Annotated in this window: 22 protein-coding genes and 2 pseudogenes; 20 read left to right on the plus strand and 4 right to left on the minus strand. The window is 71.4% G+C overall.

Going from position 1 to position 25,335, the window contains the following annotated elements; all coding sequences use genetic code 11:
• Both ABZU53_RS10785 and ABZU53_RS10790 read right to left on the minus strand, forming a co-directional pair.
• A pseudogene (locus ABZU53_RS10785) lies at window positions 1-500 on the minus strand (AAA family ATPase); the annotation flags it as partial.
• Between the two features lie 342 nt (window positions 501-842).
• A complete protein-coding gene (locus ABZU53_RS10790) occupies window positions 843-2,093 on the minus strand; it encodes a DUF222 domain-containing protein (protein ID WP_355065325.1) in 1,251 nt (416 codons plus the stop codon).
• Between the two features lie 192 nt (window positions 2,094-2,285).
• On the opposite strand from ABZU53_RS10790, the gene ABZU53_RS10795 reads away from it, so the two are divergent.
• The 3 genes from ABZU53_RS10795 to ABZU53_RS10805 are packed head-to-tail and all read left to right on the plus strand — an operon-like array spanning window position 2,286 to window position 5,234.
• Window positions 2,286-2,867 carry a winged helix-turn-helix domain-containing protein gene (locus tag ABZU53_RS10795; protein WP_355065327.1) on the plus strand — a complete coding sequence of 194 codons (582 nt, stop codon included), beginning with the start codon at window positions 2,286-2,288 and terminating at the stop codon, window positions 2,865-2,867.
• 43 nt (window positions 2,868-2,910) lie between these two features.
• Window positions 2,911-4,356: an MFS transporter gene (locus tag ABZU53_RS10800; RefSeq protein WP_355065329.1), complete on the plus strand. Its 1,446-nt coding sequence runs from the start codon at window positions 2,911-2,913 to the stop codon at window positions 4,354-4,356.
• Between the two features lie 26 nt (window positions 4,357-4,382).
• The gene (locus tag ABZU53_RS10805) at window positions 4,383-5,234 is read left to right on the plus strand and encodes a menaquinone biosynthesis protein (RefSeq protein ID WP_354853855.1); all 852 of its coding nucleotides are present in this window, start codon (window positions 4,383-4,385) and stop codon (window positions 5,232-5,234) included.
• 121 nt (window positions 5,235-5,355) lie between these two features.
• On the opposite strand, the gene ABZU53_RS10810 is transcribed toward ABZU53_RS10805, so the two are convergent.
• Together ABZU53_RS10810 and ABZU53_RS10815 are read right to left on the minus strand one after the other, a co-directional pair.
• Complete coding sequence (locus ABZU53_RS10810; protein WP_354853858.1) at window positions 5,356-6,318, minus strand: hypothetical protein; 963 nt, start codon at window positions 6,316-6,318, stop codon at window positions 5,356-5,358.
• Window positions 6,318-7,307, minus strand: a complete 990-nt coding sequence (locus ABZU53_RS10815) for a hypothetical protein (RefSeq protein ID WP_354853861.1) — start codon at window positions 7,305-7,307, stop codon at window positions 6,318-6,320. The genes ABZU53_RS10810 and ABZU53_RS10815 overlap by 1 nt, the downstream gene beginning before the upstream one ends.
• A 371-nt stretch (window positions 7,308-7,678) precedes the next feature.
• Here ABZU53_RS10815 and paaA point away from each other — a divergent pair, with 371 nt between their 5' ends.
• The 17 genes and pseudogenes from paaA to ABZU53_RS10900 all read left to right on the plus strand — a co-directional run bounded on the left by paaA (window position 7,679) and on the right by ABZU53_RS10900 (window position 25,321).
• Window positions 7,679-8,758 carry a 1,2-phenylacetyl-CoA epoxidase subunit PaaA gene (gene paaA / locus ABZU53_RS10820; RefSeq protein WP_355065331.1) on the plus strand — a complete coding sequence of 360 codons (1,080 nt, stop codon included), beginning with the start codon at window positions 7,679-7,681 and terminating at the stop codon, window positions 8,756-8,758.
• Window positions 8,755-9,042: a 1,2-phenylacetyl-CoA epoxidase subunit PaaB gene (gene paaB / locus ABZU53_RS10825; RefSeq protein ID WP_266248073.1), complete on the plus strand. Its 288-nt coding sequence runs from the start codon at window positions 8,755-8,757 to the stop codon at window positions 9,040-9,042. Before paaA ends, paaB begins: the two co-directional genes overlap by 4 nt.
• Complete coding sequence (gene paaC / locus ABZU53_RS10830) at window positions 9,039-9,764, plus strand: 1,2-phenylacetyl-CoA epoxidase subunit PaaC (protein ID WP_354853868.1); 726 nt, start codon at window positions 9,039-9,041, stop codon at window positions 9,762-9,764. The genes paaB and paaC overlap by 4 nt, the downstream gene beginning before the upstream one ends.
• Window positions 9,761-10,237: a 1,2-phenylacetyl-CoA epoxidase subunit PaaD gene (gene paaD, locus ABZU53_RS10835; RefSeq protein WP_355065333.1), complete on the plus strand. Its 477-nt coding sequence runs from the start codon at window positions 9,761-9,763 to the stop codon at window positions 10,235-10,237. Before paaC ends, paaD begins: the two co-directional genes overlap by 4 nt.
• Entirely contained in the window at window positions 10,234-11,343 is a 1,110-nt protein-coding gene (gene paaE, locus ABZU53_RS10840; protein WP_355065335.1) for a 1,2-phenylacetyl-CoA epoxidase subunit PaaE, read from the plus strand. The genes paaD and paaE overlap by 4 nt, the downstream gene beginning before the upstream one ends.
• Window positions 11,344-11,535: 192 nt before the next feature.
• The gene (mqnC, locus tag ABZU53_RS10845; protein WP_354853876.1) at window positions 11,536-12,726 is read left to right on the plus strand and encodes a cyclic dehypoxanthinyl futalosine synthase; all 1,191 of its coding nucleotides are present in this window, start codon (window positions 11,536-11,538) and stop codon (window positions 12,724-12,726) included.
• A gap of 440 nt (window positions 12,727-13,166) precedes the next feature.
• A complete protein-coding gene (locus tag ABZU53_RS10850; protein ID WP_355065337.1) occupies window positions 13,167-14,411 on the plus strand; it encodes an LPXTG cell wall anchor domain-containing protein in 1,245 nt (414 codons plus the stop codon).
• Window positions 14,412-14,606: 195 nt separating this feature from the next.
• A complete protein-coding gene (locus tag ABZU53_RS10855) occupies window positions 14,607-15,317 on the plus strand; it encodes a demethylmenaquinone methyltransferase (protein WP_355065339.1) in 711 nt (236 codons plus the stop codon).
• 68 nt (window positions 15,318-15,385) lie between these two features.
• Window positions 15,386-15,610, plus strand: a complete 225-nt coding sequence (locus ABZU53_RS10860) for a hypothetical protein (RefSeq protein ID WP_354853885.1) — start codon at window positions 15,386-15,388, stop codon at window positions 15,608-15,610.
• A gap of 139 nt (window positions 15,611-15,749) precedes the next feature.
• On the plus strand, window positions 15,750-17,027 hold the full coding sequence (locus tag ABZU53_RS10865) for a geranylgeranyl reductase family protein (RefSeq protein ID WP_355065341.1): 1,278 nt from the start codon (window positions 15,750-15,752) through the stop codon (window positions 17,025-17,027).
• 134 nt (window positions 17,028-17,161) lie between these two features.
• Window positions 17,162-17,527, plus strand: coding sequence for an NADH-quinone oxidoreductase subunit A (locus ABZU53_RS10870; RefSeq protein WP_007454588.1), 366 nt, complete (start codon window positions 17,162-17,164; stop codon window positions 17,525-17,527).
• Window positions 17,528-17,541: 14 nt separating this feature from the next.
• A complete protein-coding gene (locus ABZU53_RS10875; protein WP_354853890.1) occupies window positions 17,542-18,219 on the plus strand; it encodes an NADH-quinone oxidoreductase subunit B family protein in 678 nt (225 codons plus the stop codon).
• The gene (locus ABZU53_RS10880; RefSeq protein ID WP_355065343.1) at window positions 18,216-18,953 is read left to right on the plus strand and encodes an NADH-quinone oxidoreductase subunit C; all 738 of its coding nucleotides are present in this window, start codon (window positions 18,216-18,218) and stop codon (window positions 18,951-18,953) included. Before ABZU53_RS10875 ends, ABZU53_RS10880 begins: the two co-directional genes overlap by 4 nt.
• Window positions 18,950-20,275, plus strand: coding sequence for an NADH-quinone oxidoreductase subunit D (locus tag ABZU53_RS10885; RefSeq protein ID WP_355065345.1), 1,326 nt, complete (start codon window positions 18,950-18,952; stop codon window positions 20,273-20,275). The genes ABZU53_RS10880 and ABZU53_RS10885 overlap by 4 nt, the downstream gene beginning before the upstream one ends.
• A pseudogene (gene nuoE / locus ABZU53_RS10890) lies at window positions 20,272-21,117 on the plus strand (NADH-quinone oxidoreductase subunit NuoE); the annotation flags it as partial. The gene ABZU53_RS10885 and the pseudogene nuoE, both read left to right, overlap by 4 nt.
• A gap of 380 nt (window positions 21,118-21,497) precedes the next feature.
• Window positions 21,498-22,814, plus strand: coding sequence for an NADH-quinone oxidoreductase subunit NuoF (gene nuoF, locus ABZU53_RS10895; protein ID WP_344360932.1), 1,317 nt, complete (start codon window positions 21,498-21,500; stop codon window positions 22,812-22,814).
• On the plus strand, window positions 22,814-25,321 hold the full coding sequence (locus ABZU53_RS10900) for an NADH-quinone oxidoreductase subunit G (protein ID WP_354862056.1): 2,508 nt from the start codon (window positions 22,814-22,816) through the stop codon (window positions 25,319-25,321). Before nuoF ends, ABZU53_RS10900 begins: the two co-directional genes overlap by 1 nt.
• The last annotated feature ends 14 nt before the right edge of the window (window positions 25,322-25,335 follow it).

The raw sequence follows: 25,335 nt of genomic DNA on the forward strand, positions 1-25,335 counted from the left end.
CCGCCGCCGCCGCCGCCGCCGCCGCTGCCGCTGCCGCTGCCGCCGCCGCTGCCGCTGCCGGCACCGGTGCCGCCGCTGCCGCTGCTGCCGGCACCGCCTCTGCTGCCGCTGCCGCCTCCGGTGCCTCCGCCTCCTACGCCGGCGCTGGTGATGGTCGTGCCGCTGGTGGTGGCTGCGCTGCTGGTGCTGCCGGCGTTGGTCGTGGTGGCGCTGGTCGTGAGTCCGGTGGCCGTCTTCTCGCCGCTCGGGGTTCCACCGAAGTCGAGGCGGCCGAAGAACAGCGGTGTGGTGGGGTCGTCGGCCAGTTCGGCCACGCGGCGGGCCAGCGTACGGCCGAGCATCTCCGCCGCGTACGGGTCGCCGGCCACCTGGTCACCGGTCGAGAAGAGGGCTTCGGCCCGCTCCCGCATCCGGCGGAGCGCCGCGCGCGAGGTGGCCAGATGGGCGCGTTCGGCGACCAGATCCGTGTCGGGGTGGGTGTCCAGGTCAGGTGCGGGCATGCTGACGTCCCATCGTTCACATCTGCTGCGCGCTCGCGTGTCCGGTGGCGGATGGCCGCCTGCCCGGCGCGGTGACGTCCGTTCCGGTGCAGCTCACCTCGGCCGTCAAGCGGGCTGCAACCCTACGCCCTTCCGAAGACCCCTTCCACCGAATTACCGACCGGACCACCCGTTCAGGCTGGCGTGGCGCATGACGACGTAGCGGCGGACGCGCACCGCGACCCGAGATCATCGCCCGCGTCCCTGGTGTTGCGGGGCCCGGTACGTCGCGGGCGGGGCGATCCGGCCGCCGGGCTTGATCGCTGGGCTTGGTCGGTTCGCGATGGGTGAGGCTCGCGGGACTCAGCAGCGCCGCTGGTAGAGGTTGCGACGGGGGGTGCGGAGTGGGTCCATCCAGTCGGGCGGGAGGAATTCGGGCCTGCCGTCCGCTGCGATGCGGACGGTCCAGTCACCCTGGTGAAGGAGCCGGTGATGGTGGCCGCACAGCAGAACCGCGTTGCTCAGCGTCGTCGTGCCGCCGTCGGCCCAGTGGCGGACGTGGTGACCATCGCACCATCGCGGCGGCCGGTCGCAGCCGGGGAAGGCGCACCCACCGCCGCGCAGCACCAACGCGCGCCGCAGGGGACCGGTGAAGAGCCGGCGCTGACGCCCGACGTCCAGGATCTGGCTGTTGCCACCCAACACGACCGGCAGCACGGCCGAGTCGCAGGCCAGGCGCCGGACCGCGCCCGGCGTAAGGCGCGCACCGGTCTCCAGGGTGCCCGCGCCCACGTCGTTGACCAGCGCGTCGAGCGACATGGTGACCACCAGTTGCGGCCGATCTCCGCCGTTGTCGGGTAGGTGGCCGGTGCGCAGTGCCAGCCGGCAGATCTCGCCGAGTGCGTCCGCCCGGCGTTGGCCGGGACCGCGGTCGTCGTGCTCACCGGCTGGGGCGCAGAGCGGATCGATGGCCTCGCGCAGCAGGCTCGCGGTCTCGGTGTCGAGGTTTCCGGTGAGGCGGACCTGCCCGTCCTTTGGCTCGGAGAGGGTGACGTGCCGGCGAGTCTCCGCCCGTTGGGTGGCCCGGTCGAGGGCCGCCAGCTCGGCCTGGTCGGCCAGATCCGGCGCGACGTGCGTGAGGACGCGCTCCCCGAGGCGACTCAGGATGGTCGGATCGAAGCGGTCGGCCCAGGAAATCAACAGCTCGGTGGCCTTGTCTGTTACCTCGGGCCCGGCCGCGACCGGCAGGGCCGCGACCGTCTCCGCGACCACCCGGCCCTGCTCCACGGTGAGGCTGCCGTCGAGCAGAGCGTCGCGCACCGTTGGCGGGGCGGCGTCGATGGTGGCGGCGAGCTGGACCATCTGCCGGGCCGACCGGCCGGAGAGCCGCAGCCGCTCCCGCAGCCAGACGGCGGTGGACGATGCTCCCTGGGCGACGGCGAGACCACGAGCGTCCAGCTCGCGCACCAGAGCGAGCTGGACGGTCGCCAGACGCTGCGTCACCACGTGCGCCGCATCGAGGGACGCGAGCAGCTCATCGTCGGAGAGAGCCCACAGCGCGGCTTCGGCGCAGTCGTCGACAGCACCCGCCGCCTGCGTCAACGCCCTCAACATGGAACGACAATAGAACACCTGTACGACACTTTCGCCGTCGAGCAGACCGACCATGCGGCCGTCATCCGCCAGGGCGGCGGTGGTCGACGCATCTGCTTCGTGGTGCAGCCGGGCCGGATGCGGTCCACGGTCGCGGCGGCGCGGAACGCCGGGCTGATGGCGGGTCGGCCGGACGGCCAGGATCATGGGGGCATGACCGAGGCCCGTCCCGAGCCGCGTCGGAAGACGATCAGCGATCCGCAGGTGATGCGGGCGTTGGCCCATCCGGCCCGGATCGCGATCATCGAGTACCTAAGTAGCCGCGAGGGTGGCGGAACCGCCACCGAGTGCGCGGAAGTCGCCGGGCTGTCGCCGAGCGCCACCAGCTATCACCTGCGGGCCCTGGCGAAGTTCGGCCTGGTCGAGCAGGCGCCCAGCCGGGGCGACGCGCGCGAGCGGGTGTGGCGTACGCCGGGTGTCGGCTGGCTGGTCGACGCGGGCCGCGAGGCTGGTCCGGACGCGCGTGCCGCCGAGCAGGCGCTGGTGGAGGCGCACGCCGCTCGTGCGATGGAGCGGACCCGGGACTGGTTGCGGCGCGCCGGTGATGAGCCCGCCGAGTGGTACGACGTGGCGCTGTTCAACGACACGCTGCTGCTGCTCACGGCAGACGAGTTGGCCGATCTGAACGAGGCGGTCATGACGCTGCTCAGGCCGTACCACCCTCGACGGCGCGCCGCCGCGCCGCCTGGTGCTCGTTCCGTCGCTGTTCAGTACCGGGCGGTGCCGCTGGCGTAGCCGGGGGTTGTGTCGATCAGCTGTGAAGGATTATTTTCGAAGCATGTCCTTCACAACTGAGGCATCGCGCTGGTCGGACGTGTGGTGCGCCAGCGCGGCCCGCGGCACCACGGTCGGTGGCGACTTTCTCGCCGCCACCGCGCTCGCGCTGGCCCTGCAGGGCGCGGGTGCCGGCGGACTGGCCGTGTCGGGACTACTGCTCGCGGCCACTCTGCCCCTGGTGGTGCTGGCCCCGCTCGCCGGACGGCTCGCCGATCGGGTGGACAGTCGTACCCTGCTGGTGACCATCGGGTCGGCGCAGGCCGCGATCTGCGTGCTACTCGCCGTCGCCGACGACCCGATCGTGGTCGTGGTCCTCGTCGCGCTGCTCGCCTGCGGGCTCGCGGTCACCCAGCCCTGCCTGGCGGCGCTGCTCCCGGCGATGGTCCGCCCGGCCGACCTGCCACGCGCGAGCGCGATCAGCCAGACCGCCGTCTCCCTCGGTGCGCTCGGCGGCCCGGTGCTGGCCGGCCTGCTGGTGGGGCAGTTCGGCACCCGCGTACCGCTGCTGGTCGACGCCGCGACCTACCTCGCGCTCGTGGTCGCGGGCCTGCTGCTGCGGACCCGTCGCGGCGGCCGACGGCCCACCGCGGACCAGGCCGGCCGTGCGGACCAGGCCGGCCGTGCGGACCAGGCCGGCCCGGCGGAGCAGGTCCGGGTGGGAGGCCAGGGCAGCCGGGTCAATCCGGGTGGTACGGGCCAGGGCTGGCGGCTTCGACGGGATCCGCTGATGCTCGTCATGGTGGTCAGCACCGCCGTGGTGATCGCGGCGATCGGCGGCATCAACGTGATCGAGGTCTTCTTCATTCGGGAGACGCTGAAGGGGTCTGCCACCACGTACGGCCTCGTTGGCGCCGCCTGGATGGCCGGGATGTTGCCCGGCGGCTGGCTGGCGGCGCGGCTCGCGCGCCGGCTCGACGACGACGCTGCGCTGGTCCACGGAGTGCTGATCACGCTGGCCGGGTGCAGTTCGATGGTGCTGCTGGCCGCGACGGTGCCAGCGGCGGTTCTGCTGGTGCCACTCTGGCTGGTGGCCGGCGCGGCCAACGGCGCGGAGAACGTCTTCGCGAACCTTCTCACCGCTCGCCGCGTGCCGCCGGGGATGCGCGCCCGGGCGTACGCCAGTTACGGCGCGGCCGTGCAGGGCGGCTCGATGGGCGGTTACCTGATCGGCGGCGCGCTGCTCACCGGTGTCGCGCCCCGGCCACTGATCGCGGGGGCCGGAGCGGCCGGGCTCCTGGTGGTGCTGGTGTTCGTGCCGGTCGTCGCCCGGGCGGTACGCAGGCCGGTACGCGAGCAGTCGGCCGGACCGGGGCGTGACACGACTGCCGGACCGGTACGCCCGCAGTCCACCGGCCCCGAGCGCGAGGAAACGACCGGATCGGAGGCTCTGCGACCGGGTGGGACGGATGCGGGGTTGGCCACTCCGGGCCGGCCCGCCGGGCCCTGACCGGAGGCCAGGGATACGGTCGGGTCATGGCTGAGCGCGTCGCACGCCCGCGGGTCGGGCACATCCAGTTCCTGAACTGCCTGCCCATCTACTGGGGGCTGATGCGCTCGGGCACCCTGCTCGACGTGGACCTGCACAAGGACTCGCCGGACCGGCTGAGCGCGGCGCTGGTCGCCGGCGACCTCGACATCGGCCCCATCACGCTGATGGAGTACCTGAAGCACACCGACGAGCTGCTTCTCCTGCCGGACCTCGCGGTGGGCAGCGACGGGCCGGTGCTCTCGGTCAACATGGTCTCCACCCGTCCCCTCGCCGAGCTGGACGGCGCCCGGGTGGCGCTCGGCTCGACCTCGCGGACCGGGGTCATGCTCGCGCAGTTGTTGCTCGCCGAGCGGTACGGCGTGCGGCCCGACTACTTCCGCTGCCCTCCGGACCTGACCCAGATGCTGCTGGAAGCCGACGCCGGGGTGCTGATCGGGGATGTGGCGCTTCGGGCCTACCACGAGGCGCCGTTGCGGGGCCTCACCGTGACCGACCTCGGACAGGCCTGGCGGGAATGGAGCGGGCTGCCGATGGTCTTCGCCGTCTGGGCGGTCCGCCGCGACTTCGCCGCCGCACACCCGGGCCTGGTCAAGGAGGTGCACGAGGCGTTCCTTCGCTCGCGCGACCTCTGCCTCTCGGAGCTGGATCAGGTCGCCGAGGCGGCAGCGCGCTGGGAGGCGTTCGACGCCGCGACGCTGGCCACGTACTTCCGGATCCTGGACTTCTCGCTCGGCGAGCGGCAGGTAGCCGGGCTGCGCGAGTTCGCCCGGCGGGTAGCCGCGCTCGGCGAGGTCCCGGCGCTGCCCGACGGCGGCCCGGAGTTCTTCGCCGGCTGAGCAGCCGAGCCGAGCCGACCGCCGCGCCGAGCCGACCCGCCGGGCCGAGCCGACGGGGCGAGGCGATCGCCGCGCCGAGCGCAACGATGGGACGAGGCGATCGCCGGCGGTCGGCGCGTGATCAGGTGCCGGGGCGCAGCAGTGCCTCGGTGATCTTCTCGCAGTTCTTCATGCCGTAGTCGTAGCCCATGCCGATCGGGTACTTGACCATCACGCCCATCGTCCAGGTGTCCCCGATGGCCAGGCAGTTGATGTGCATCTCCTGCTCCGCGGTCCGGTCGATCCACCCGTTCTTGATGGCGATCTGCTTCTGCTCGGCGGCCGGGAACGCCTTGCGGATGCCGAAGTCACCGGCGCCGCGGACGAGCTTCATCTCGTTGAGCAGCCACTTGGTCCACTTTGGCCCGGCGGCGGTGCCGGTGGCGATGCAGTTGCCCAAGCGGGCGGTGTCGCGGGGGGAGAGGGCCGTGCGGGACCACCCCTTGTCGGGGGCGACGCTGCTGTCGGTCAGCTTGCACATGGAAATCAGTCGTTTGATCGAGGCGTCCCGGCCGACCGAGTTGTAGAACTGCTCGGCCCGCGTGTTGTCGCTGTCCCGGATGATCCGGGTGGCGTCGGCGAGCTTCGCGTCGCTCGGCGTCTGGCCGGCGTCGGCGGCGCGACGCAGGTAGTCGGCGACGATCCAGGATTTGATCATCGAGGCGGTGGTGCTGGTCTCGCCCATGTTCTTCGAACCGATGATCTTTCCGGTCCGGCGGTCGAGCACGCTCCAGGAGTACCAGCCCTGAATGTCGAGGTTGAGGTCCTTGGCCTGGAACGGCAGCGGCGCCAACGAGGGGCTCGGGCTCGGCGACGGTGGGGACGGCTGACGGGCACTGCGGTCGGTGGCCGCTCCGGTGGACCGGTCGCTGGTCGTCGCCTCGGAGTCACCCCACTTGGCGGCCGCGGACGACTCGAACGGCGACCCGGGCAGGAGCCGTAGCGACACCAGCACCAGCCCGATGAGGATGACCGCGACAGCGATCAGGCGCAGCGGCGAGGTCTCGCCCGCACCGCGCCGGTCGGCCCGCCGGTTGCCGGCCATCAGAGCTTTCCGACCGGCTGCTGCGGCACCTTGAGCGCGGCGCCCGGCTGCGGGGTGACCAGTTGGGTGGCCACGCTGGCGCAGACCTGCGCGCCGTAGTCCAGACCGTTCTTGATCGGGTAACGCAGCATCACCGCGAGACTCCACTTCCCGTTGACGGCGAGGCAGTTGACGTGCCAGTTGCCGTCGTAGTTGATCGCGGTCCACCCGTTCTTGATGCTGACCGGCCCCTGCGCGGTGATCGACTTGGGCAGACCGTTGATGATCCCCCAGCGGCCACCGCCGGACTTGAGCTTCTGGTCCTTGGCTGCGGTGGTGCCCTTGACTTGGCTCATCTCGCTGAGCACCCACTTCGTCCACTTGGGGCCGGCGGCCTTGCCGTCGGCGATGCAGTCACCGAGCCGGACGGCGTCCCGCGGGGACATGCGGGTGAAGCTCCACCAACCCTCGTACTTCGGGACGTTGCCGCGCTTGGTGTCGGTCAGACCGCAGATGCTGATCGCGCGCTTGACGACCGGCCCGGGTTGCCCGCCGGGCGGCACGGCGTACGAGCCGCCGGCGGCCTTGTAGACCGCGTTGGCCGCGTCGTCGTCGCTGTTGCGGATGGCGAGGCTGGCCGCCTTCTTCAGGTTCGCCGGCGGTTCCCGGTCCTTGAGCTGCCGCAGATAGTCCGAGACGATCCACGCCTTGAGCATCGATTCGGTGGAGCTGGTCGAGGCCATGTTCGACGAGCCGGAGATCTTGCCGGTCTGCCGGTCCATCAACGCCCACGAGAAAAACTCGCCCTTGAAGCTCACCGACACCCGGCCGGCGGCCAGCGTGGGCGGTGGCGGCGGAGTGGGCGCGGGCGCGGCGACACTGGCGCCGCCACCGCCGCCTCCACCACCGCTGTCGTCGGTGGAGAGTCGGGCGTACGCGGTGGGGACCAGCAGGACGCCACCGAGAAGAACCGCCACGATGGCGAACACCATGGTCACGCGAGATCGCATGAGTTGGGTGAGCTCCAGATGTCAGGGCCGGGGGGACCGGCTTCGTTGTCCGGGGCGACCGGTGCGTGCGCCAAGGCCGGGGGCGGTGGCCTCTGTGGAGACGGCGTGGGGGCAGCCGATCGTGTGACCGGCAGAAGTCTACGTCCGGACGGGCCGGGCACCAGGGTCCGACACCAGGCAACGTGCGACATCGGTGGAAAATCACGCTGGTCTGCGGCTTCTGGGGGGTTTCATCTTCTTCCCGTGACCCAAGTCATAGGAGGCTGAGTCACGATCCGTAGCCAGGAACTGCCCATCGGTGACGGAACGTCATTCGGGTTTCCTGTTACACCCCCTGGTGCATCAAGGCGCAAGCTGTAACACTTGTCCACATGTATGGCAACGACTTCTCCGCCCCTGGCGACGCACCGGACGACGCGCCCGGCGCGGGCCTGCTCGGCGAGGTCGAGGCCGCCGAGGCGGAGCTGCGTGCCGCCGCCGCGCGCGAGCGCCGCGGCGGTCCCGCACCGGACGAGGACCTGGCCGCGTACTTCACCGAGGTGGTCGACGCGGAGCAGAAGATCGAGCCGCGCGACTGGATGCCCGAGGCGTACCGCCGGACGTTGATCCGGCAGATCGCCCAGCACGCCCACTCCGAGATCATCGGCATGCAGCCGGAGGGCAACTGGATCAGTCGGGCGCCCTCGCTCAAGCGCAAGGCGATCCTGCTGGCCAAGGTCCAGGACGAGGCGGGCCACGGTCTCTACCTCTACGCGGCCGCCGAGACCCTCGGCATCAGTCGCGACGAACTGGTCCAGCTGCTGCTCGACGGTAAGCAGAAGTACAGCTCGATCTTCAACTACCCCACGTTGACCTGGGCGGACGTGGGCGCGATCGGCTGGCTGGTGGACGGCGCGGCGATCGTCAACCAGGTGCCGCTGTGCCGGTGCTCCTACGGCCCGTACGCGCGGGCGATGATCCGGGTCTGCAAGGAGGAGTCGTTCCACCAGCGCCAGGGCTACGAGATCCTGCACACCCTGGCGCACGGCACCCCGGCACAGAAGGCCATGGCCCAGGACGCGGTGGACCGCTGGTGGTACCCGTCGCTGGCCATGTTCGGCCCGCCGGACGGCGACTCCACCCACTCCGCCCAGTCGATGGCCTGGAAGATCAAGCGCTTCTCCAACGACGACCTGCGCCAACGCTTCGTCGACATGTGCGTCCAGCAGGCGGAGATCCTCGGGCTGCGCATTCCCGATGACGACCTGCGCTGGAACGAGGAACGGCAGGCGTACGACTACAGCCAGCCCGACTACGACGAGCTGATGCAGGTCATCAAGGGCAACGGGCCGTGCAACCGGGAGCGGATGGCGCACCGCCGGGCCGCCCACGCCGACGGCGCATGGGTACGCGAGGCCGCCGCGGCGTACGCCGCCAAGCGAGCGGACAAGAGGGAGAAGGTGGCCGCGTGAGCAACGAGCACTCGCCTCTGTGGGAGGTCTTCGTGCGGGCGCGGCGCGGGCTGTCGCACACCCACGTCGGCAGCCTGCACGCCCCGGACGCCGAGCTGGCCCTGCGCAACGCCCGCGACCTCTACACCCGCCGACAGGAGGGCGTGTCGATCTGGGTGGTGCCGGCGGGCGCGATCACCGCGTCCAGCCCGGACGAGAAGGACGCCTTCTTCGACCCGGCCGCCGACAAGGTCTACCGCCATCCCACCTTCTACGAGGTGCCGGACGGGGTGGCACACCTGTGAGCGGGCCGTTCGGCTTCGCCCTCGCCCTCGGCGACGACGCGCTGATCGCCGCGCAGCGGCTGGCCGAGTGGACGACCCGCGCGCCGGAGATGGAAGAGGACATCGCGCTCGCCAACATCGCCCTCGACCAGCTCGGCGCGGCCCGGCTGCTGCTGTCGTACGCGGGTGAGCTGGAGGCGGCCGGTCGGGACGAGGACGCGCTGGCGTACCTGCGTGACGACCGCGAGTTCCGCAACGTGCTGCTGGTCGAGCTGCCCAACGGCGACTTCGCGGTGACCATGGCGAAGCTGTTCTTCCTGGCGGCGTACCAGTTGCCGCTCTACACCGCGCTCGCGTCCTGCCCGGACGAGCGGCTGGCCGCCATCGGCGCGAAGGCGCGCAAGGAGTCGGCGTACCACCTGGACCACGGCGCGCTGTGGGTCAAGCGGCTCGGCGACGGCACCGAGGAGTCGCACCGCCGGATGCAGGAGGCCGTCGACCACGTCTGGCCGTACACCCACGAGCTGTTCGCCGCGGACCCGGCGGCGCCGGTCGACCCGGCGGGCCTGCGGGCGGCGTTCGACGAGACCGTCGGCCCGGTGCTGGCCGAGGCGACGCTCACCCGCCCGGAGCGCGGCTGGGCTCCGACGGGCGGGCGGGCCGGCGTGCACACCGAGCACCTGTCCTACCTGCTGGCCGAGATGCAGGTGCTGCACCGCGCCCACCCCGGGGCGCAGTGGTGACCGACGCGCGAACGGCGGCGGCGAGCGTGGTGGACCCGGAGATCCGGGTGATCACCATCGACGAGCTGGGGATCCTGCGCGCGGTCGAGGAGGACCGGGCCAGTGGCCGGGTCACCGTCACCATCACCCCGACCTACACGGGCTGCCCCGCCATGGACGTGATCCGGGCCGACGTCCGGCGCGCGCTGGCTGCGGCCGGTTATCCGGACGCCGAGGTGCGGACGGTCTACAGCCCAGCGTGGAGCACCGACTGGATCTCCGATGTCGGGCGGGCCAAGCTGGCCGCCGCCGGGATCGCCCCGCCGTCGCCGGCGCCCGCCCCCGGCGTGGTGGCGCTGACCCTCGCGGTCCGCTGCCCGCTCTGCGGCTCGCCGGAGACCGAGCAGGTCAGCCGGTTCGGCTCGACCGCGTGCAAGGCGTTGTGGCGCTGCCGTTCCTGCTCCGAACCCTTCGACCACCTGAAGGCGCTGTGACAGTCACCATCTCCCGGCCGGTCCGCCGCCGGCCGGCCTTCCACCCGCTGCCGGTCGCCGCCGTCGACCGGCTCACCGACGACTCGGTCGCGGTCACCTTCGCCGTACCCGAGGACTTGCGGGAGGCGTTCGCGTTCCGCGCCGGTCAGCACCTCACCGTGCGGCGGGTGACCGACGACGGCGACGACGTGCGCCGGTCGTACTCCATCTGCTCCACCCCTGACGATCTGGCCCGGCACGGCCGGCTGCGGATCGGGGTGCGGGAGATCCCCGGCGGCGCGTTCTCGGCGTTCGCCTGCGGCGCGCTGCGCCGCGGCGACACCGTCGAGGTGATGACGCCGTTGGGCACCTTCACCACGGCGTTCGCGGCGGACCGGGTGCGCCACTACGGCGCGGTCGTCGCCGGCTCCGGCATCACCCCGGTGCTCGCGCTCGTCGGGACGGCCCTGGCCGTCGAGCCGGCCAGCACCTTCACCCTGGTGTACGGCAACCGCACGGCCAACCGGGTCATGTTCGCCGAGGAGTTGGCCGACCTGAAGGACCGCTACCCGACCCGGCTGCACCTGGTGCACGTGCTGTCCCGGGAGCAGGGTGAGTCGCCGCTGCTCTCCGGGCGGATCGACGCCGAACGGCTGGAACGCCTGCTGGGCACCATCGTGCCGGGCGACGTCATCGAGGAGTGGTTCCTCTGCGGCCCGTACGGCATGGTGGTCGACGCCCGGGACGTGCTGACCGCGCGCGGGCTGCCGGAGTCGGCGGTGCACACCGAGCTGTTCCACGTCGACGCGCCACCGGAGCCGGTGGCCCGCCCCGTCGACCAGCCGGGCACCGGTTCGGACGTCACCATCGTGCTGGACGGTCGGTCGTCGAGCTTCACGATGGGCCGCGAGGAGCGGGTGCTGGACGCCGCGCTCAAGGTGCGCGGCGAGCTGCCGTACGCCTGCAAGGGCGGCGTCTGCTCGACCTGCAAGGCGAAGGTCGTCGACGGGGCGGTCACGATGGCCCGCAACTACGCCCTGGAGCCCGACGAGCTGGCCGCCGGCTACGTGCTGACCTGCCAGTCCAGCCCGACCACCGACAGGCTCACGGTCGACTACGACGCCTGACGGCCGACTCGCGCACCGTTGTGGCGTGCCGGACGGTCCACGGTCGATACCGAGCCTGTCGAGCTGCCCCAAAGATGGGGCAGTCAGGACGGCCGCACGGTGGGCTGGCCCCCGGCCCGGGGGGTGCGCAGCGCATCACAGCCGTCAGCACCCGTCCGGGAGAGGGCGCGGGGCGGGCGTAGGCTCGGAGGCGTGACGGTGAGCCGGGAGATCGACGACATCCTGCAGCGTGGCGCGGACGGCGGGCGGATCACGCCCGAGGAGGCTCTGCTGCTCTACACCGAGGCGCCCTTCCACGCCCTGGGCGAGGCGGCGGACGCGGTGCGCCGGCGGCGCTACCCGGACAACATCGTCACCTACCTGATCGATCGCAACATCAACTACACGAACGTCTGTGTGACGGCGTGCAAGTTCTGCGCGTTCTACCGGGCGCCGAAGCACTCCGAGGGGTGGACCCACCCGACGGAGGAGATCCTGCGTCGCTGCGGCGAGGCGGTCGAGCTGGGCGCGACCCAGGTGATGCTCCAGGGCGGCCACCACCCGGACTACGGCGTCGAGTACTACGAGGAGCTGTTCTCCTCGGTCAAGCAGGCGTACCCGCAGCTGGCCATCCACTCGATCGGGCCGAGCGAGATCCTGCACATGGCCAAGGTCTCCGGCGTGAGCCTGGACGAGGCCATCGCCCGGATCAAGGCCGCCGGCCTGGACTCGATCGCCGGCGCCGGTGCGGAGATGCTGCCCGAGCGCCCGCGCAGGGCCATCGCCCCGCTCAAGGAGTCGGGTGAGCGCTGGCTGGAGGTCATGGAGCTGGCCCACCGGCAGGGCGTCGAGTCGACCGCGACCATGATGATGGGCACCGGTGAGACGCACGCCGAGCGGATCGAGCACCTGCGGATGATCCGCGATGTGCAGGACCGCACCCGTGGGTTCCGGTCGTTCATCCCGTGGACGTACCAGCCGGAGAACAACCACCTCAAGGGTCGCACCCAGGCGACCACGCTGGAGTACCTGCGCCTGGTCGCGGTGGCCCGGCTCTTCTTCGAGACCGTGCCGCACCTGCAGGCGTCCTGGCTGACCACCGGCAAGGACGTCGGGCAGTTGTCGCTGCACATGGGCGTGGACGACCTCGGCTCGATCATGTTGGAGGAGAACGTCATCTCCTCGGCCGGCGCCCGGCACCGCTCCAACCTGCACGAGCTGATCGGCATGATCCGCTCCGCCGACCGGATCCCGGCCCAGCGGGACACCCTCTACAACCGTTTGGCGGTGCACCACACGCCGGCCGACGACCCGACCGACGAGCGGGTGGTCTCGCACTTCTCCTCGATCGCGCTGCCCGGCGGCGGCGCGGGGCGCTCGCTGCCGCTGGTCGAGGTCAACTGAGGTCGATCCCGCCCCGACCGTTCGGCTGACCGGGGATCATGCTCCCGCCCGGCAACGGCGGCGGTACGGGTGGTCCCCGCCGTCGCACCGTCAGGCTGCCCGCCACGGGGGTGGTGGAGATGATCGGCGGCCGCTACCGTCCCGCCTCGTATCCGTCGTCACCGCGGGTGGCACGGATCGCTGGAATCGGCCCGACCGCCCGGGTGACGGTGATCTGATGGGCTGGTCAGGGAGTGTCCTCCATCGGCCCATGAGGGTCGTTCATATAACGCACGGCGGTACGGGCGGGATGGGTGACCATTCCGCCCGTACCGTGTGCCGGGTCCAGTCCGGACGGTTGAAATTCGTCCGCCACGCTGGCGGGGGAGATCGACCTCCGATAACGTCCGCTCGGTCCCACAACCATTCATTCTCTTCTTCCCTACACCCCCGGGGGACTGATGACAGCCTTCCACCGCTCGACGCTGGCTCGTGTCGGCGTCGTGGCACTGCTCGCTGCCGGTGGCCTGGCCACCGTTGCCGCCCCGGCGCAGGCCGCCGACCAGGCTGACCTGGCCCTGGTGCCCCTCAGCTACGAGCTGGCGCAGGGCGTCAAGGCGGCCAAGGCGAAGCCGTTCAAGTTTCAGGTCGACAACACCCGCAGCTCGGTCGACGCCAAGGACGTCCGGGTCACCGTGGAGACGAAGGGCCTGAAGAACCGCAAGGTCGGCGTGCTCACCCCGGACGGGTGCGACGTCACCGGCACGACCTTCACCTGCCTGCTCGGCGATCTGGCGGCCGGCACCACCGAGGACTTCGGCATTCCGCTCTTTTCGACCGGCGGTCGCGGCGACGCCGGCACGCTGGTGGTCACCATCAGCTCGGCCACCGCCGACCCCAACCCGCGGGACAACACGGTGCGGCACGACATCACCGTCGCCAAGCCCGGTTACGACCTGACCTCCTGGGTGCAGGATGTCTACGCCGACGTGGCGGTGGACGGCGACGAGGCGGGCGAGTCCGGCCTCAAGCCGGTCAAGCGGGGCGAGACCGCGCCGCTGGACTGGGCGATCTACAACGACGGCAGCCGCAAGGCGACCGGCGTGGCGTACGGGATCACCCTCCCGGCCGGCGTCACCTTCGCCGAGCTGCCGGAGAGCTGCGTCGAGCAGCCGCTGGGTGGGTTCGCGAACGCGTACTGCGAGGACACCGGCGTGGTGCTGAAGCCGGGGCAGTTCTACACCGCCGACGTGCGGGTGAAGGTCGGCGCGGACGTGACCGAGCCGGTGCTCCGACCCGGTTTCGTCTGGGCCGCCGGCCTGGAGGCCGCTGAGGGCAGCCCCGAGGAGCAGCCGCAGGTGGCCTCCAGCGCGCAGCGGCGGGCGTTCACCGAGACCGACGAGGTGGACAACACCGCGCAGTTCGACGTCTTCGTCGACCTGAGCGCGCAGCCGACCCCGACGCCGACGGCCACCCCGACGGCGACTCCGACGCCGGGCGGCACGACGACGCCGGGCACGACCACGTCGCCGACCACCGGTGGCGGTGGTTCCGGTGGCGGTGGGCTGCCGGTGACCGGTGTGCAGGCCGGCCTGATCGGCGGCATCGGCGGTCTGATCCTGCTCGCGGGTGGGGCGCTGCTGGTGCTCTCCCGCCGGCGCAAGGTCGTCCTGGTCGCCCCGGGCGACGAGACCTCGACCGACTGACGTCGGCACGATCTGAGAGATAGGCACGATCTGACGTAGGCACGACGCGAGGGCGGGGTGGGCGACCACCCCGCCCTTCCGCATGCCGGGCCGCGCGGCCGTCCGCCACCGCCGGCCGCGTCGACGCTCCCGGTTGCCATGGGGTACGCGGACCCAGCGGTCGAGGGCTTGAGCGTGGCTGGCAGAGTGGAGCGGGTGAGCCGTACACCGCAGGGCCAGCGCGCCAGCCTGGACAAGCAACCGCACGAGGTCGCCGCGATGTTCGACGGCGTGGCCGAGCGCTACGACCTGACCAACACGGTGCTCTCCTTCGGTCAGGACCGCTCCTGGCGGCGGGCCACCCGGGCGGCGCTCGGGCTGCGGCCGGGCGAGCGGGTGCTGGATGTGGGCGCGGGCACCGGCGTGTCGACGCGCGAGCTGGCCCAGTCCGGGGCGTACGCGGTCGGGGTCGACCTGTCGCTGGGCATGCTGTACGCGGGCAAGCGGGTCCGTCCCGAGGTGCCGCTGCTGGCCGGGGACGCGCTGCGACTGCCGTTCGCCGACGCGAGCTTCGACGCGGTGACCATCTCCTTCGCGCTGCGCAACGTCAACGACACCGACGCGGCCCTGCGCGAGCTGGCCCGGGTCACCCGGCCGGGTGGACGGCTGGTGGTGTGCGAGTTCAGCACCCCGGTCAACCCGGCCTTCCGGACGGTCTACCTGTCGTACCTGATGCGGTCGCTGCCGGTGGTCGCCCGCGCGGTGTCCAGCAACCCCGAGGCGTACGTCTACCTGGCGGAGTCGGTCCGGGCCTGGCCGGACCAGGCCGCGCTGGCCGGGCGGGTCGCCGCGGCCGGGTGGGGTCGAGTGGCGTGGCGCAACCTGACCGGCGGCGTGGTCGCGCTGCACCGGGGGATCCGCCAGTAGCACGCGAGACGCTCGCACGTTTCAGGAATATCCGACTTTAGTCCACTTTGCCCCGTACGCTCGTCCGCATGACCGGAGCAGACCGGGCGGACCCGGTGGCCGCCACCGACGACGACGCGGCCGAACTCATCGCGCAGCTGCGCGCGTTGGCCGGCGCGGATCCGGCGGACGTCCGGCAGGTGGTCGCCGAGGTGCTGGCCGCGCTGGACCGGGCGGCCGGTGGCGCGCTGCGGGAGCATCTGCCGGAGGCGATCCGGGTCGACGCGGGCCTGGACGCCTCCCGATCGGCCTGACACTCGCCTGCTGTGGACGGTCGCCGGCTGTCACATCGGCGAGTTAGGTACCCCTGATCCTGCGCAGGTATGACGCCGGTCATACACTCGTCCCGTCTGGCTTGTGAAGCATTTCACGAGCGTGCGGGAGGAGGCGCGAATGACCGCGGTGGAACACGACGCCGACGTCATCGTCGTTGGCGCCGGTCCCGGTGGATCGGCTACTGCGTACCACCTGGCCCGGCACGGCGTACGGGTGTTGGTGTTGGAGAAGACCGAGTTCCCTCGGGAGAAGGTCTGCGGCGACGGGCTGACCCCGCGCGCGGTGCGCCAGCTCATCCGGATGGGCGTGGACACTTCGCCCGAGGCCGGCTGGCTGCACAACCGCGGCCTGCGGGTGATCGGCGGCGGCGTACGCCTGGAACTGGACTGGCCCGAGCTGGCCAGCTTCCCCAACTACGGCCTGGTCCGCACCCGACTGGACTTCGACGATCTGCTCGCCCAGCGGGCGGTCGCGGCCGGCGCCAAACTGCGGACCAACGTCAACGTGCTGGGCCCGGTGCTCGACGGCGACGGCCGGGTGACCGGCGTCGAGGCGGAGGTGGGGCCCGGCAAGGAGCCCGCCACCTTCCATGCCCCGCTGGTCGTGGCGGCCGACGGGGTCTCCGGTCGGTTCCCGCTCGCGCTCGGGCTGGCCAAGCGGGAGGACCGGCCGATCGGCGTGGCCGTCCGCCGCTACTACCACTCCCCGGTCAAGCACGACGACGACTACCTGGAGTCGTGGCTGGAGCTGCGCAGCAAGGACAGCGGCGACAACCTGCTGCCCGGGTACGGCTGGATCTTCGGGCTCGGTGACGGGCGGGTCAACGTCGGCCTCGGCGTGCTCAACTCGTCGTCCGCGTTCGGCAAGACCAACTACCGCCGGCTGCTCACCGACTGGCTGGCCAACACGCCCGCCGACTGGGGCATGACCGACGAGGCCAACGCCGACGGTCCGATCCTCGGCGCCGCGCTGCCGATGGGCTTCAACCGGGTGCCGCACTACACCCGCGGGGTTCTGCTCGTCGGCGACTCCGGCGGGATGGTCAACCCGTTCAACGGCGAGGGCATCGCGTACGCCATGGAGTCCGGCGAGCTGGCCGCGGAGGTGGCGGTGCAGGCCCTCGCGCGTCCCGCCGGGCCGGAGCGCGAGCGGGCCCTGATGGCGTACCCGAACGAGCTGAAGGCCCGGCTCGGTGGCTACTACCGGCTGGGCGGCATCTTCGTGAAGCTGATCGGCCGTCCGGAGATCATGCGGATCGCCACCAAGCACGGCATGCCCCACCCGACGCTGATGCGTTTCGTTCTCAAGTTGTTGGCCAATCTGACCGATCCCCGAGGCGGGGACGCGATGGACCGGGTCATCAACGCAATGACGAAAGTCGCGCCAGCCGTCTAGAGCGACGGCATCGGTGCTGGTCACAGCCCCGACGCCGACAAAGATCGACCCCCGCCGGCAGCCACCGCGAGGGACGTGAATAGTGTGATTTTCGTCAAGCACCGAGGGCAGGGAAGGACGAGCAGGAGAAAACGATGTCGCTCTCGCCTTACGCACCGATCATCGGGCTGTTCGCCCTCGCCGCGGCGTTCTCGCTGTTCTCTGTCGGCGCCGCCCGCTTCGCTGGTCCCCGTCGATACAACAAGGCCAAACTCGAGGCTTACGAGTGCGGCATCGAGCCCAGCCCTCAGCCGGTCGGCGGCGGGCGGTTCCCGATCAAGTTCTACCTGACGGCGATGCTCTTCATCGTCTTCGACATCGAGATCATCTTCCTCTACCCCTGGGCGGTCTCGTTCGACGCTCTGCCGATCTTCGGCTTCGTGGAGATGGTCCTGTTCATCGTCGCGGTCTTCGTCGCGTACGCCTACGTGTGGCGGCGCGGCGGCCTGGACTGGGACTGAGGAAGGAACGTCAGATGGGCATCGAGGAGAAGCTCCCCGCCGGCGTCCTGCTCACCTCGGTGGAGAAGCTGGTCAACTGGTCCCGGAAGTCGTCCGTGTGGGGCGCCACCTTCGGCCTGGCCTGCTGCGCGATCGAGATGATGGCCGCCGGTGGTCCGCACTACGACATGGGCCGCTGGGGCATGGAGGTCTTCCGGGCCTCGCCCCGGCAGGCCGACCTGATGATCGTGGCCGGCCGGGTGAGCCAGAAGATGGCACCGGTGCTGCGCCAGATCTACGACCAGATGGCCGAGCCCCGCTGGGTGCTCTCCATGGGCGTCTGCGCCAGCAGCGGCGGCATGTTCAACAACTACGCGATCGTGCAGGGCGTCGACCACGTCGTGCCGGTCGACATGTACCTGCCCGGCTGCCCGCCCCGGCCGGAGATGCTCATCGACGCGATCCTCAAGCTCCGCGAGAAGATCATGTATGAGCCGCTGGGCCCGAACGGTCGCAAGATGCTGGCGGCCCGCCAGGAGCGCGGCGACGTTCCGGTCGTGCCGTACGGCTCCATGCCGTCCTCGTACCGCAACGACAAGGCCCGGCGTGCCGAGTGGACCCAGGCGGTCCGCGAGGGGCGCGAGGAGCAGTTGCGGATCGAGAACTGGATGAACGCCCAGAACCACCTCCACGCGCACAGGGGCCCGAAGTGACCGCACCGAACGACAGGAACAACGACGGGGGTGTGCCGGTGCCGGTCACCCCGGCCGGCGCCAGCGGCACCGCCCCGGCCGAGTACCCGCCGTCCAGCCCGGCGGGGCGCGGCATGTTCGGCAACCAGGGCACCGGCGACGTGTCCGGCTACGGCGGCCTGGTCCGCCAGCGCCAGCCCATCGAGGAGGCGCCCCGGCCGTACGGGGGCTACTTCGACGAGGTTCGCGACGCCCTCGAAGAGGCGTACCCGGCCTTCGGCGACGCGATCGAGAAGGTGGTCGTCGACCGGGGTGAGTTGACCCTGCACGTCCGCCCGGAGCGGATCGCCGAGGTCTGCCAGGTGCTGCGCGACGACCTGGCGCTGCGCTTCGAGCTGTGCTCCTCGGTGTCCGGGGTGGACTACCTCGGCGCCGACGAGCGCCGGCTGCACGTGGTCTACCTGCTCACCTCGATGACCTACCGGCGTCGGATCCGGCTGGAGGCCGCGGTCTCCGTCGAGTCGCCGCACCTGCCCAGCGTCACCGCCATCTACCCGACGGCGGACTGGCAGGAGCGGGAGGCGTACGACATGTTCGGCATCGTCTTCGACGGCCACCCCAACCTGACCCGGATCCTCATGCCGGACGACTGGGAGGGCCACCCGCAGCGCAAGGACTACCCGCTCGGTGGCGTGCCGGTCGAGTACAAGGGCGCCGAGATCCCGCCGCCGGACCGCAGGAGGTCGTACCAGTGACCACGTCGAACTACGCGACCGAACGCGAGACCACCGAGGGCAGGGTCTTCACCGTCACCGGTGGGGACTGGGACACGGTCGTCTCGGGCACCGACCCGATCAACGACGAGCGGATCGTGGTCAACATGGGTCCGCAGCACCCGTCCACGCACGGGGTGCTGCGACTGATCCTGGAGCTGGAGGGCGAGACGGTCCGCGAGGCCCGCTCGGTCGTCGGCTACCTGCACACCGGCATCGAGAAGAACCTCGAGTACCGCAACTGGGTCCAGGGTTCGACGTTCGTGACCCGGATGGACTACCTCTCCCCGATCTTCAACGAGACGGCGTACGCCCTCGCGGTCGAGAAGCTGCTCGGCATCACCGACGATGTCACCGAGCGCGCCACCACCATCCGCGTGCTGATGATGGAGCTCAACCGGATCTCGTCGCACCTGGTCTGGCTGGCCACCACCGGCATGGAGCTGGGCGCGATCTCGATCATGCTGTACGGCTTCCGCGAGCGGGAGTACATCCTCGACATCTTCGAGACCATCACCGGCCTGCGGATGAACCACGCGTACGTCCGGCCGGGTGGTGTCGCGCAGGACGTGCCGGACGAGGCGATCGTCAAGATCCGCGAGTTCCTGAAGATGATGCCGAAGAAGCTCAAGGAGTACGAGGATCTGCTCTCCGGTCAGCCGATCTGGCTCGAACGGACGAAGAACGTCGCGGTGCTGGACGTGACCGGCTGCGTGGCGCTCGGCATCACCGGTCCGGTGCTGCGCTCGGCCGGGCTCGCCTGGGACCTGCGCAAGACCATGCCGTACTGCGGCTACGAGACGTACGAGTTCGACGTGCCGACCCACCCCGACGGCGACGTGTGGGGCCGCTACCAGGTGCGGCTCGCCGAGATCCGCGAGTCGATGAAGCTGGTCGAGCAGGCGTTGGACCGGCTGCGGCCGGGCCCGGTGATGGTCGCCGACCGCAAGATCGCGTGGCCCGCGCAGCTCGCCATCGGCGTCGACGGCATGGGCAACTCGCTGGAGCACGTCGCGAAGATCATGGGTCAGTCGATGGAGTCGCTGATCCACCACTTCAAGCTGGTGACCGAGGGCTTCCGGGTCCCGCCCGGCCAGGTGTACGTCGGCATCGAGTCGCCGCGCGGCGAGTTGGGCGTACACGCGGTCTCCGACGGCGGCACCCGGCCGTACCGGGTGCACTACCGGGAGCCGAGCTTCGTCAACCTCCAGGCCCTCCCGGCGATGGCCGAGGGTGGCCTCATCGCCGACGTGATCGCCGGCGGCGCCTCGCTGGACCCCGTGATGGGTGGTTGTGACCGATGAGCGTTGTTTTTACTGAGCAGACCCGCGAGCGGGCACGCGAGATCATCGCCCGTTACCCGGCGGACCGGTCCCGCTCGGCGCTGCTGCCGCTGCTGCACCTGGTCCAGGCGGAGGAGGGGTACGTCTCCCCGGCCGGGGTCACGTTCTGCGCCGAGGTGCTCGGGCTGAACAAGGCCCAGGTCGGCGCGGTGGCCACCTTCTACACGATGTACAAGCGCAGGCCCACCGGTGACTTCCTGGTCAGCGTCTGCACCAACACGATGTGCAACGTGCTGGGCGGCCAGGAGGTCTACGACACCCTCGTCGAGCATCTGGGTGTCGGGCATGACGAGACGACCGCGGACGGCACGATCACGCTGGAGCACGCCGAGTGCCTGGCGGCCTGCGACTACGGCCCGGTGATGACCGTCAACTACGACTTCTTCGACCGGGTGGATCCGTCCACGGCGGTCGGCGTGGTCGACGAGCTGCGCGCCGGTGGCCGACCGATGCCGACGCGCGGCGCGCGGCTCTGCACGCTCAAGGAGATGGCGGTGCAGCTCGCCGGTTTCGCCGACGAGCGCGACGGCGCGGTCGCCGACGGCGGGCCGGGCGAGCCGACCCTGCGCGGTCTGCGGCTGGCGCAGGAGCACAACGTCTCGGTGCCGGGCTTCGACCCGAACACCCCGATCCGCAGCAAGGCCGAGGCCGACAAGGCAGCGGCCAAGGCCAAGGCCGACGCGGACAAGGCGAAGGCCGACGCCGAGGCCGCCAAGCCGGCGCCCGTCGAGGCCACCACGGCCCCGGTCAAGGGTGGCGACGGGGCGTCCGCGCCGACGGGAGCGGCCGGTGCCGCCGAGCCGACGCCCACCGAGACCACCAGGCCGGAGGCGGCGACCGAAACCGCCAGGCCGGAGGCGGCCACCGGCAGCACCGCGCCGGACGTGAAGGCGCCCGACGACAAGTCGCCGCAGGTGCGTACCGCCGAGACCCGGCAGCCCGACGCGCAGACCGCGGTGCCGGACGCGCCCGGCACGAAGGCGCCGGCGGAGACGTCGCCGCCGGCCCCGCGCGACGCGCAGGCGGCCCAGGCCGCCGGCACGGCGGCCAACCCGCCGGCCGGCGACGGCAAGCCCGCCGGCGACGACGCCGGGGCGCAGGAGCGCAACCTCACCGAAGCGAAGGCCGGAACGGACGCCGACGGCGCCGAATCGGCCGACGCGAGCGAAACGGGGGCCCAGAAGTGACCACTCCCCGCCCGGAGACGCTGGCCAAGCTGACGCCGGTGCTGACCAAGCGCTGGCTGTCGCCGGACGCCTGGCGGATCGGCACGTACGAGCAGCTCGACGGCTACGCCGCGCTGCGCAAGGCGCTCAAGGCCCACCCGGACGACCTGATCCAGCTGATCAAGGACTCCGGGCTGCGCGGTCGGGGTGGCGCCGGCTTCCCCACCGGCCTCAAGTGGGGCTTCATCCCCCAGGGCGACGGCAAGCCGCACTACCTGGTGGTCAACGCCGACGAGGGCGAGCCGGGCACCTGCAAGGACCTGCCGCTGATGACCCACGACCCGCACGCGCTGGTCGAGGGCGTGATCATCGCGTCGTACGCGATCCGGGCCAGCCGCGCGTACATCTACATCCGGGGCGAGGCGGTACACGCCGCGCGCCGGCTGCGCAACGCGGTCCAGGAGGCGTACGACAAGGGCTACCTCGGCCGCAACATCCTGCGCAGCGGCTACGACCTGGAGCTGGTGGTGCACTCCGGCGCGGGGGCGTACATCTGCGGCGAGGAGACGGCGCTGCTGGACTCGCTGGAGGGGTTCCGGGGTCAGCCCCGGCTGCGCCCGCCGTTCCCGGCCACCCACGGCCTGTACGCGAGCCCGACGGTGGTGAACAACGTCGGCACCATCGCCAGCGTGCCGCCGATCGTGCTCGGTGGGGCCGACTGGTGGAAGACCATGGGCACCGAGAAGTCCTCCGGGCCGATGATCTACTCGCTCTCCGGCCGCATCAACAACCCGGGCCAGTACGAGTGCTCGATGGGCGTCACGCTGCGCGAACTGCTGGAGCTGGCCGGTGGCATGCAGCCGGGCCACAACCTGAAGTTCTGGACCCCGGGCGGATCGTCCACCCCGCTGCTCGCCGCCGAGCACCTGGACGTGCCACTGGACTTCGAGGGGGTGGCGGCGGCCGGCTCGATCCTCGGCACCACGGCCACCCAGATCTTCTCCGACCAGGACTGCCCGGTCTACGCGACGTACCGGTGGCTGGAGTTCTACCACCACGAGTCGTGCGGCAAGTGCACCCCGTGCCGCGAGGGCAACTACTGGATGGTCCGGGTCTACCGGCGGATCCTCTCGGGTCAGGGCACCCACGAGGACCTGGACACCCTGCTGGACACCTGCGACAACATCCTCGGCCGCTCGTTCTGCGGCCTCGGTGACGGCGCGACCAGCTCGGTGACCTCGTCGCTGAAGTACTTCAAGCAGGACTACCTCGACTACATCGAGGGACGTACCGCACCCAAGCTGTCGGAGAAGACCCTGGTAGGGGCGCACTGATGACCGACGTAGCCAAGCAGACCGAAACCGTCACCCTCACCATCGACGGCGTCGAGGTCACCGCCCCGAAGGGGACGCTGCTGATCCGGGTCGCCGAGCAGATGGGCACCGAGATCCCCCGGTTCTGCGACCACCCGCTGCTGGCCCCGGCCGGCGCGTGCCGCCAGTGCCTGGTCGAGGTGGAAGGGCAGCGCAAGCCGGTCGCCTCCTGCACCCAGACCGTCGCCGACGGCATGGTGGTCCGCACCCAGCTCACCTCGCCTGTCGCTCAGAAGGCGCAGGAGGGGGTGATGGAGCTGCTGCTGCTCAACCACCCTCTGGACTGCCCCATGTGTGACAAGGGCGGCGAGTGCCCCCTGCAGAACCAGGCGATGTCCACCGGCCGCACCGACTCGCGCTTCCACGAGCACAAGCGGGAGTACGAGAAGCCGATGGCGATCAGCAGCCAGGTGCTGCTGGACCGCGAACGTTGCGTGCTCTGCCAGCGGTGCACCCGGTTCTCCGAGGAGATCGCCGGCGACAAGTTCATCGACCTGATGGGCCGGTCGTCCGCCGAGGAGATCAACATCTACCGGGACGACGCGTACGGCGAGCAGGGCGACGCCGGAGACGTGCCGTTCAACTCCTACTTCTCCGGCAACACCGTGCAGATCTGCCCGGTGGGTGCCCTGACCGGCGCCCAGTACCGGTTCCGGGCCCGCCCGTTCGACCTGGTGTCCAGCCCGAGCGTCTGCGAGCACTGCTCGGCCGGCTGTGGGCAGCGCACCGACTGGCGGCGCGGCAAGGTGCTGCGCCGGCTCGCCGGTGACGAGCCGGCGGTGAACGAGGAGTGGAACTGCGACAAGGGCCGCTGGGGTTTCCAGTACACCCGGGCCGCCGACCGCCTGACCAACCCGCTGGTCCGCGACGAGCACACCGGTGAGCTGCGGGAGGCGTCCTGGAGTGAGGCGCTGACCAGGGCCGCCGAGGGGCTGCACGCGGCCCGCGAGAGCGGCCAGGGCACGGCGGTGCTCACCGGCGGTCGGCTGACCGTCGAGGACGCCTACGCGTACGCCAAGTTCGCCCGGGTCGCGCTGAACACCAACGACATCGACTTCCGGGCCCGCCCGGTCTCCCGCGAGGAGGCCGACTTCCTGGCCAGCTCGGTCGCCGGGGTCACCGACGTCACCTACACCGACGTGGAGAACGCGCCGGCGGTGGTGCTGGTCGGCCTGGAGCCGGAGGAGGAGTGCCCGATCCTCTTCCTGCGGCTGCGCAAGGCGTACCTCAAGAAGACCCTGACGGTGTACGCGCTGGCGCCGTTCGCCACCCGCGGCCTGGAGAAGCTCGGTGCCAAGCTGGCCCGGGTCGTGCCGGGCGAGGAGGCCAGCGTGCTCGCCGAGCACGCCACGGTCACCGAGGCGCTCAGCGCCCCGGGCGCGATCCTCATCGTCGGTGAGCGGCTGGCCAGCGTGCCGGGTGGGCTCTCCGCCGCGGCGGACGTGGCTCGCCGTACCGGCGCGAAGCTGGCCTGGGTGCCGCGGCGTGCGGGTGACCGCGGCGCGGTCGACGCCGGCTGCCTGCCCAACCTGCTCCCCGGTGGCCGGCTGGTCACCGAGCCGGCCGCGCGGGCCGAGCTGGGCGAGGCGTGGGACATCCCGGCTGGGGTGATCCCGAGCCAGGCCGGTCGGGACACCGACGGCATCCTGGCGGCGGCCGCCAACGGGCAGCTCGGTGCGCTGGTGGTCGGCGGTGTCGACCCGGCCGACCTGGCCGACCCGCGGCTGGCGGAGACCGCTCTGGACGCGGTGCCGTTCCTGGTCAGCCTGGAACTGCGCGCGAGCGCGGTGACCCGGCGGGCCGACGTGGTGCTGCCGGTGGCCCCGGTGGTCGAGAAGGCCGGCAGCTTCCTGGACTGGGAGGGTCGCCTGCGTCCGTTCGAGGCGGTGCTGAACACCGCCGCGATGACCGACGGCCGGGTGCTCGACGCGCTGGCCGCGCTGCTCGACGTGCGGCTCGGCACCGCCGACGTGCCGAGTGTGCGTCGGGAGCTGGGCTCGCTGCCGGCCACGCGCACGTCCCGGCCGTCCGCGCCGTCGGTGTCGCCGGGGACGGTGCCGCACCCGCGTGCCGGGGAGGCCGTGCTGGCGACCTGGCACCAGCTGGTCGACCTCGGCACCCTGACCGACGGCGACGAGCACCTCGCCGGCACCGCCCGCCCGCCGGTCGTCCGGCTGGGCAAGGGCACCGCCGAGGCACTCGGTGTGGCCGACGGGGACGCGGTCACGGTGGGCACCGACCGCGGGGCGCTGACCCTGCCGGCGGAGCTGACCGAGATGCCGGACGGCGTCGTCTGGCTGCCGACCAACTCACCCGGTTCGACCGTGCGGCGCAGCCTCGGGGCGACGTCCGGCGCGGTCGTCCGGATCTCCGTTCCCGCACCGAGCGCGACCGTTCCGGCCGGGCGGGTCGCGGCGGACGAGGCCGGTCTTCCGGGTCCGCTCCTCAACACTGGTGGTAACCCGTGAGTGCGAGGAGTGAA

Source organism: Micromonospora sp. NPDC005194 (genome assembly GCF_040608335.1).
Classification (GTDB): Bacteria; Actinomycetota; Actinomycetes; order Mycobacteriales; family Micromonosporaceae; genus Micromonospora.

Bases quoted from the DNA above. Each gene is read 5' to 3' on its own strand.
- ABZU53_RS10790 (WP_355065325.1), bottom strand. From the start codon at position 2,093: ATGTTGAGGGCGTTGACGCAGGCGGCGGGTGCTGTCGACGACTGCGCC.
- ABZU53_RS10795 (WP_355065327.1), top strand. From the start codon at position 2,286: ATGACCGAGGCCCGTCCCGAGCCGCGTCGGAAGACGATCAGCGATCCG.
- ABZU53_RS10800 (WP_355065329.1), top strand. From the start codon at position 2,911: ATGTCCTTCACAACTGAGGCATCGCGCTGGTCGGACGTGTGGTGCGCC.
- ABZU53_RS10805 (WP_354853855.1), top strand. From the start codon at position 4,383: ATGGCTGAGCGCGTCGCACGCCCGCGGGTCGGGCACATCCAGTTCCTG.
- ABZU53_RS10810 (WP_354853858.1), bottom strand. From the start codon at position 6,318: ATGGCCGGCAACCGGCGGGCCGACCGGCGCGGTGCGGGCGAGACCTCG.
- ABZU53_RS10815 (WP_354853861.1), bottom strand. From the start codon at position 7,307: ATGCGATCTCGCGTGACCATGGTGTTCGCCATCGTGGCGGTTCTTCTC.
- paaA (WP_355065331.1), top strand. From the start codon at position 7,679: ATGTATGGCAACGACTTCTCCGCCCCTGGCGACGCACCGGACGACGCG.
- ABZU53_RS10850 (WP_355065337.1), top strand. From the start codon at position 13,167: ATGACAGCCTTCCACCGCTCGACGCTGGCTCGTGTCGGCGTCGTGGCA.
- ABZU53_RS10860 (WP_354853885.1), top strand. From the start codon at position 15,386: ATGACCGGAGCAGACCGGGCGGACCCGGTGGCCGCCACCGACGACGAC.
- ABZU53_RS10865 (WP_355065341.1), top strand. From the start codon at position 15,750: ATGACCGCGGTGGAACACGACGCCGACGTCATCGTCGTTGGCGCCGGT.
- ABZU53_RS10870 (WP_007454588.1), top strand. From the start codon at position 17,162: ATGTCGCTCTCGCCTTACGCACCGATCATCGGGCTGTTCGCCCTCGCC.
- ABZU53_RS10875 (WP_354853890.1), top strand. From the start codon at position 17,542: ATGGGCATCGAGGAGAAGCTCCCCGCCGGCGTCCTGCTCACCTCGGTG.
- ABZU53_RS10900 (WP_354862056.1), top strand. From the start codon at position 22,814: ATGACCGACGTAGCCAAGCAGACCGAAACCGTCACCCTCACCATCGAC.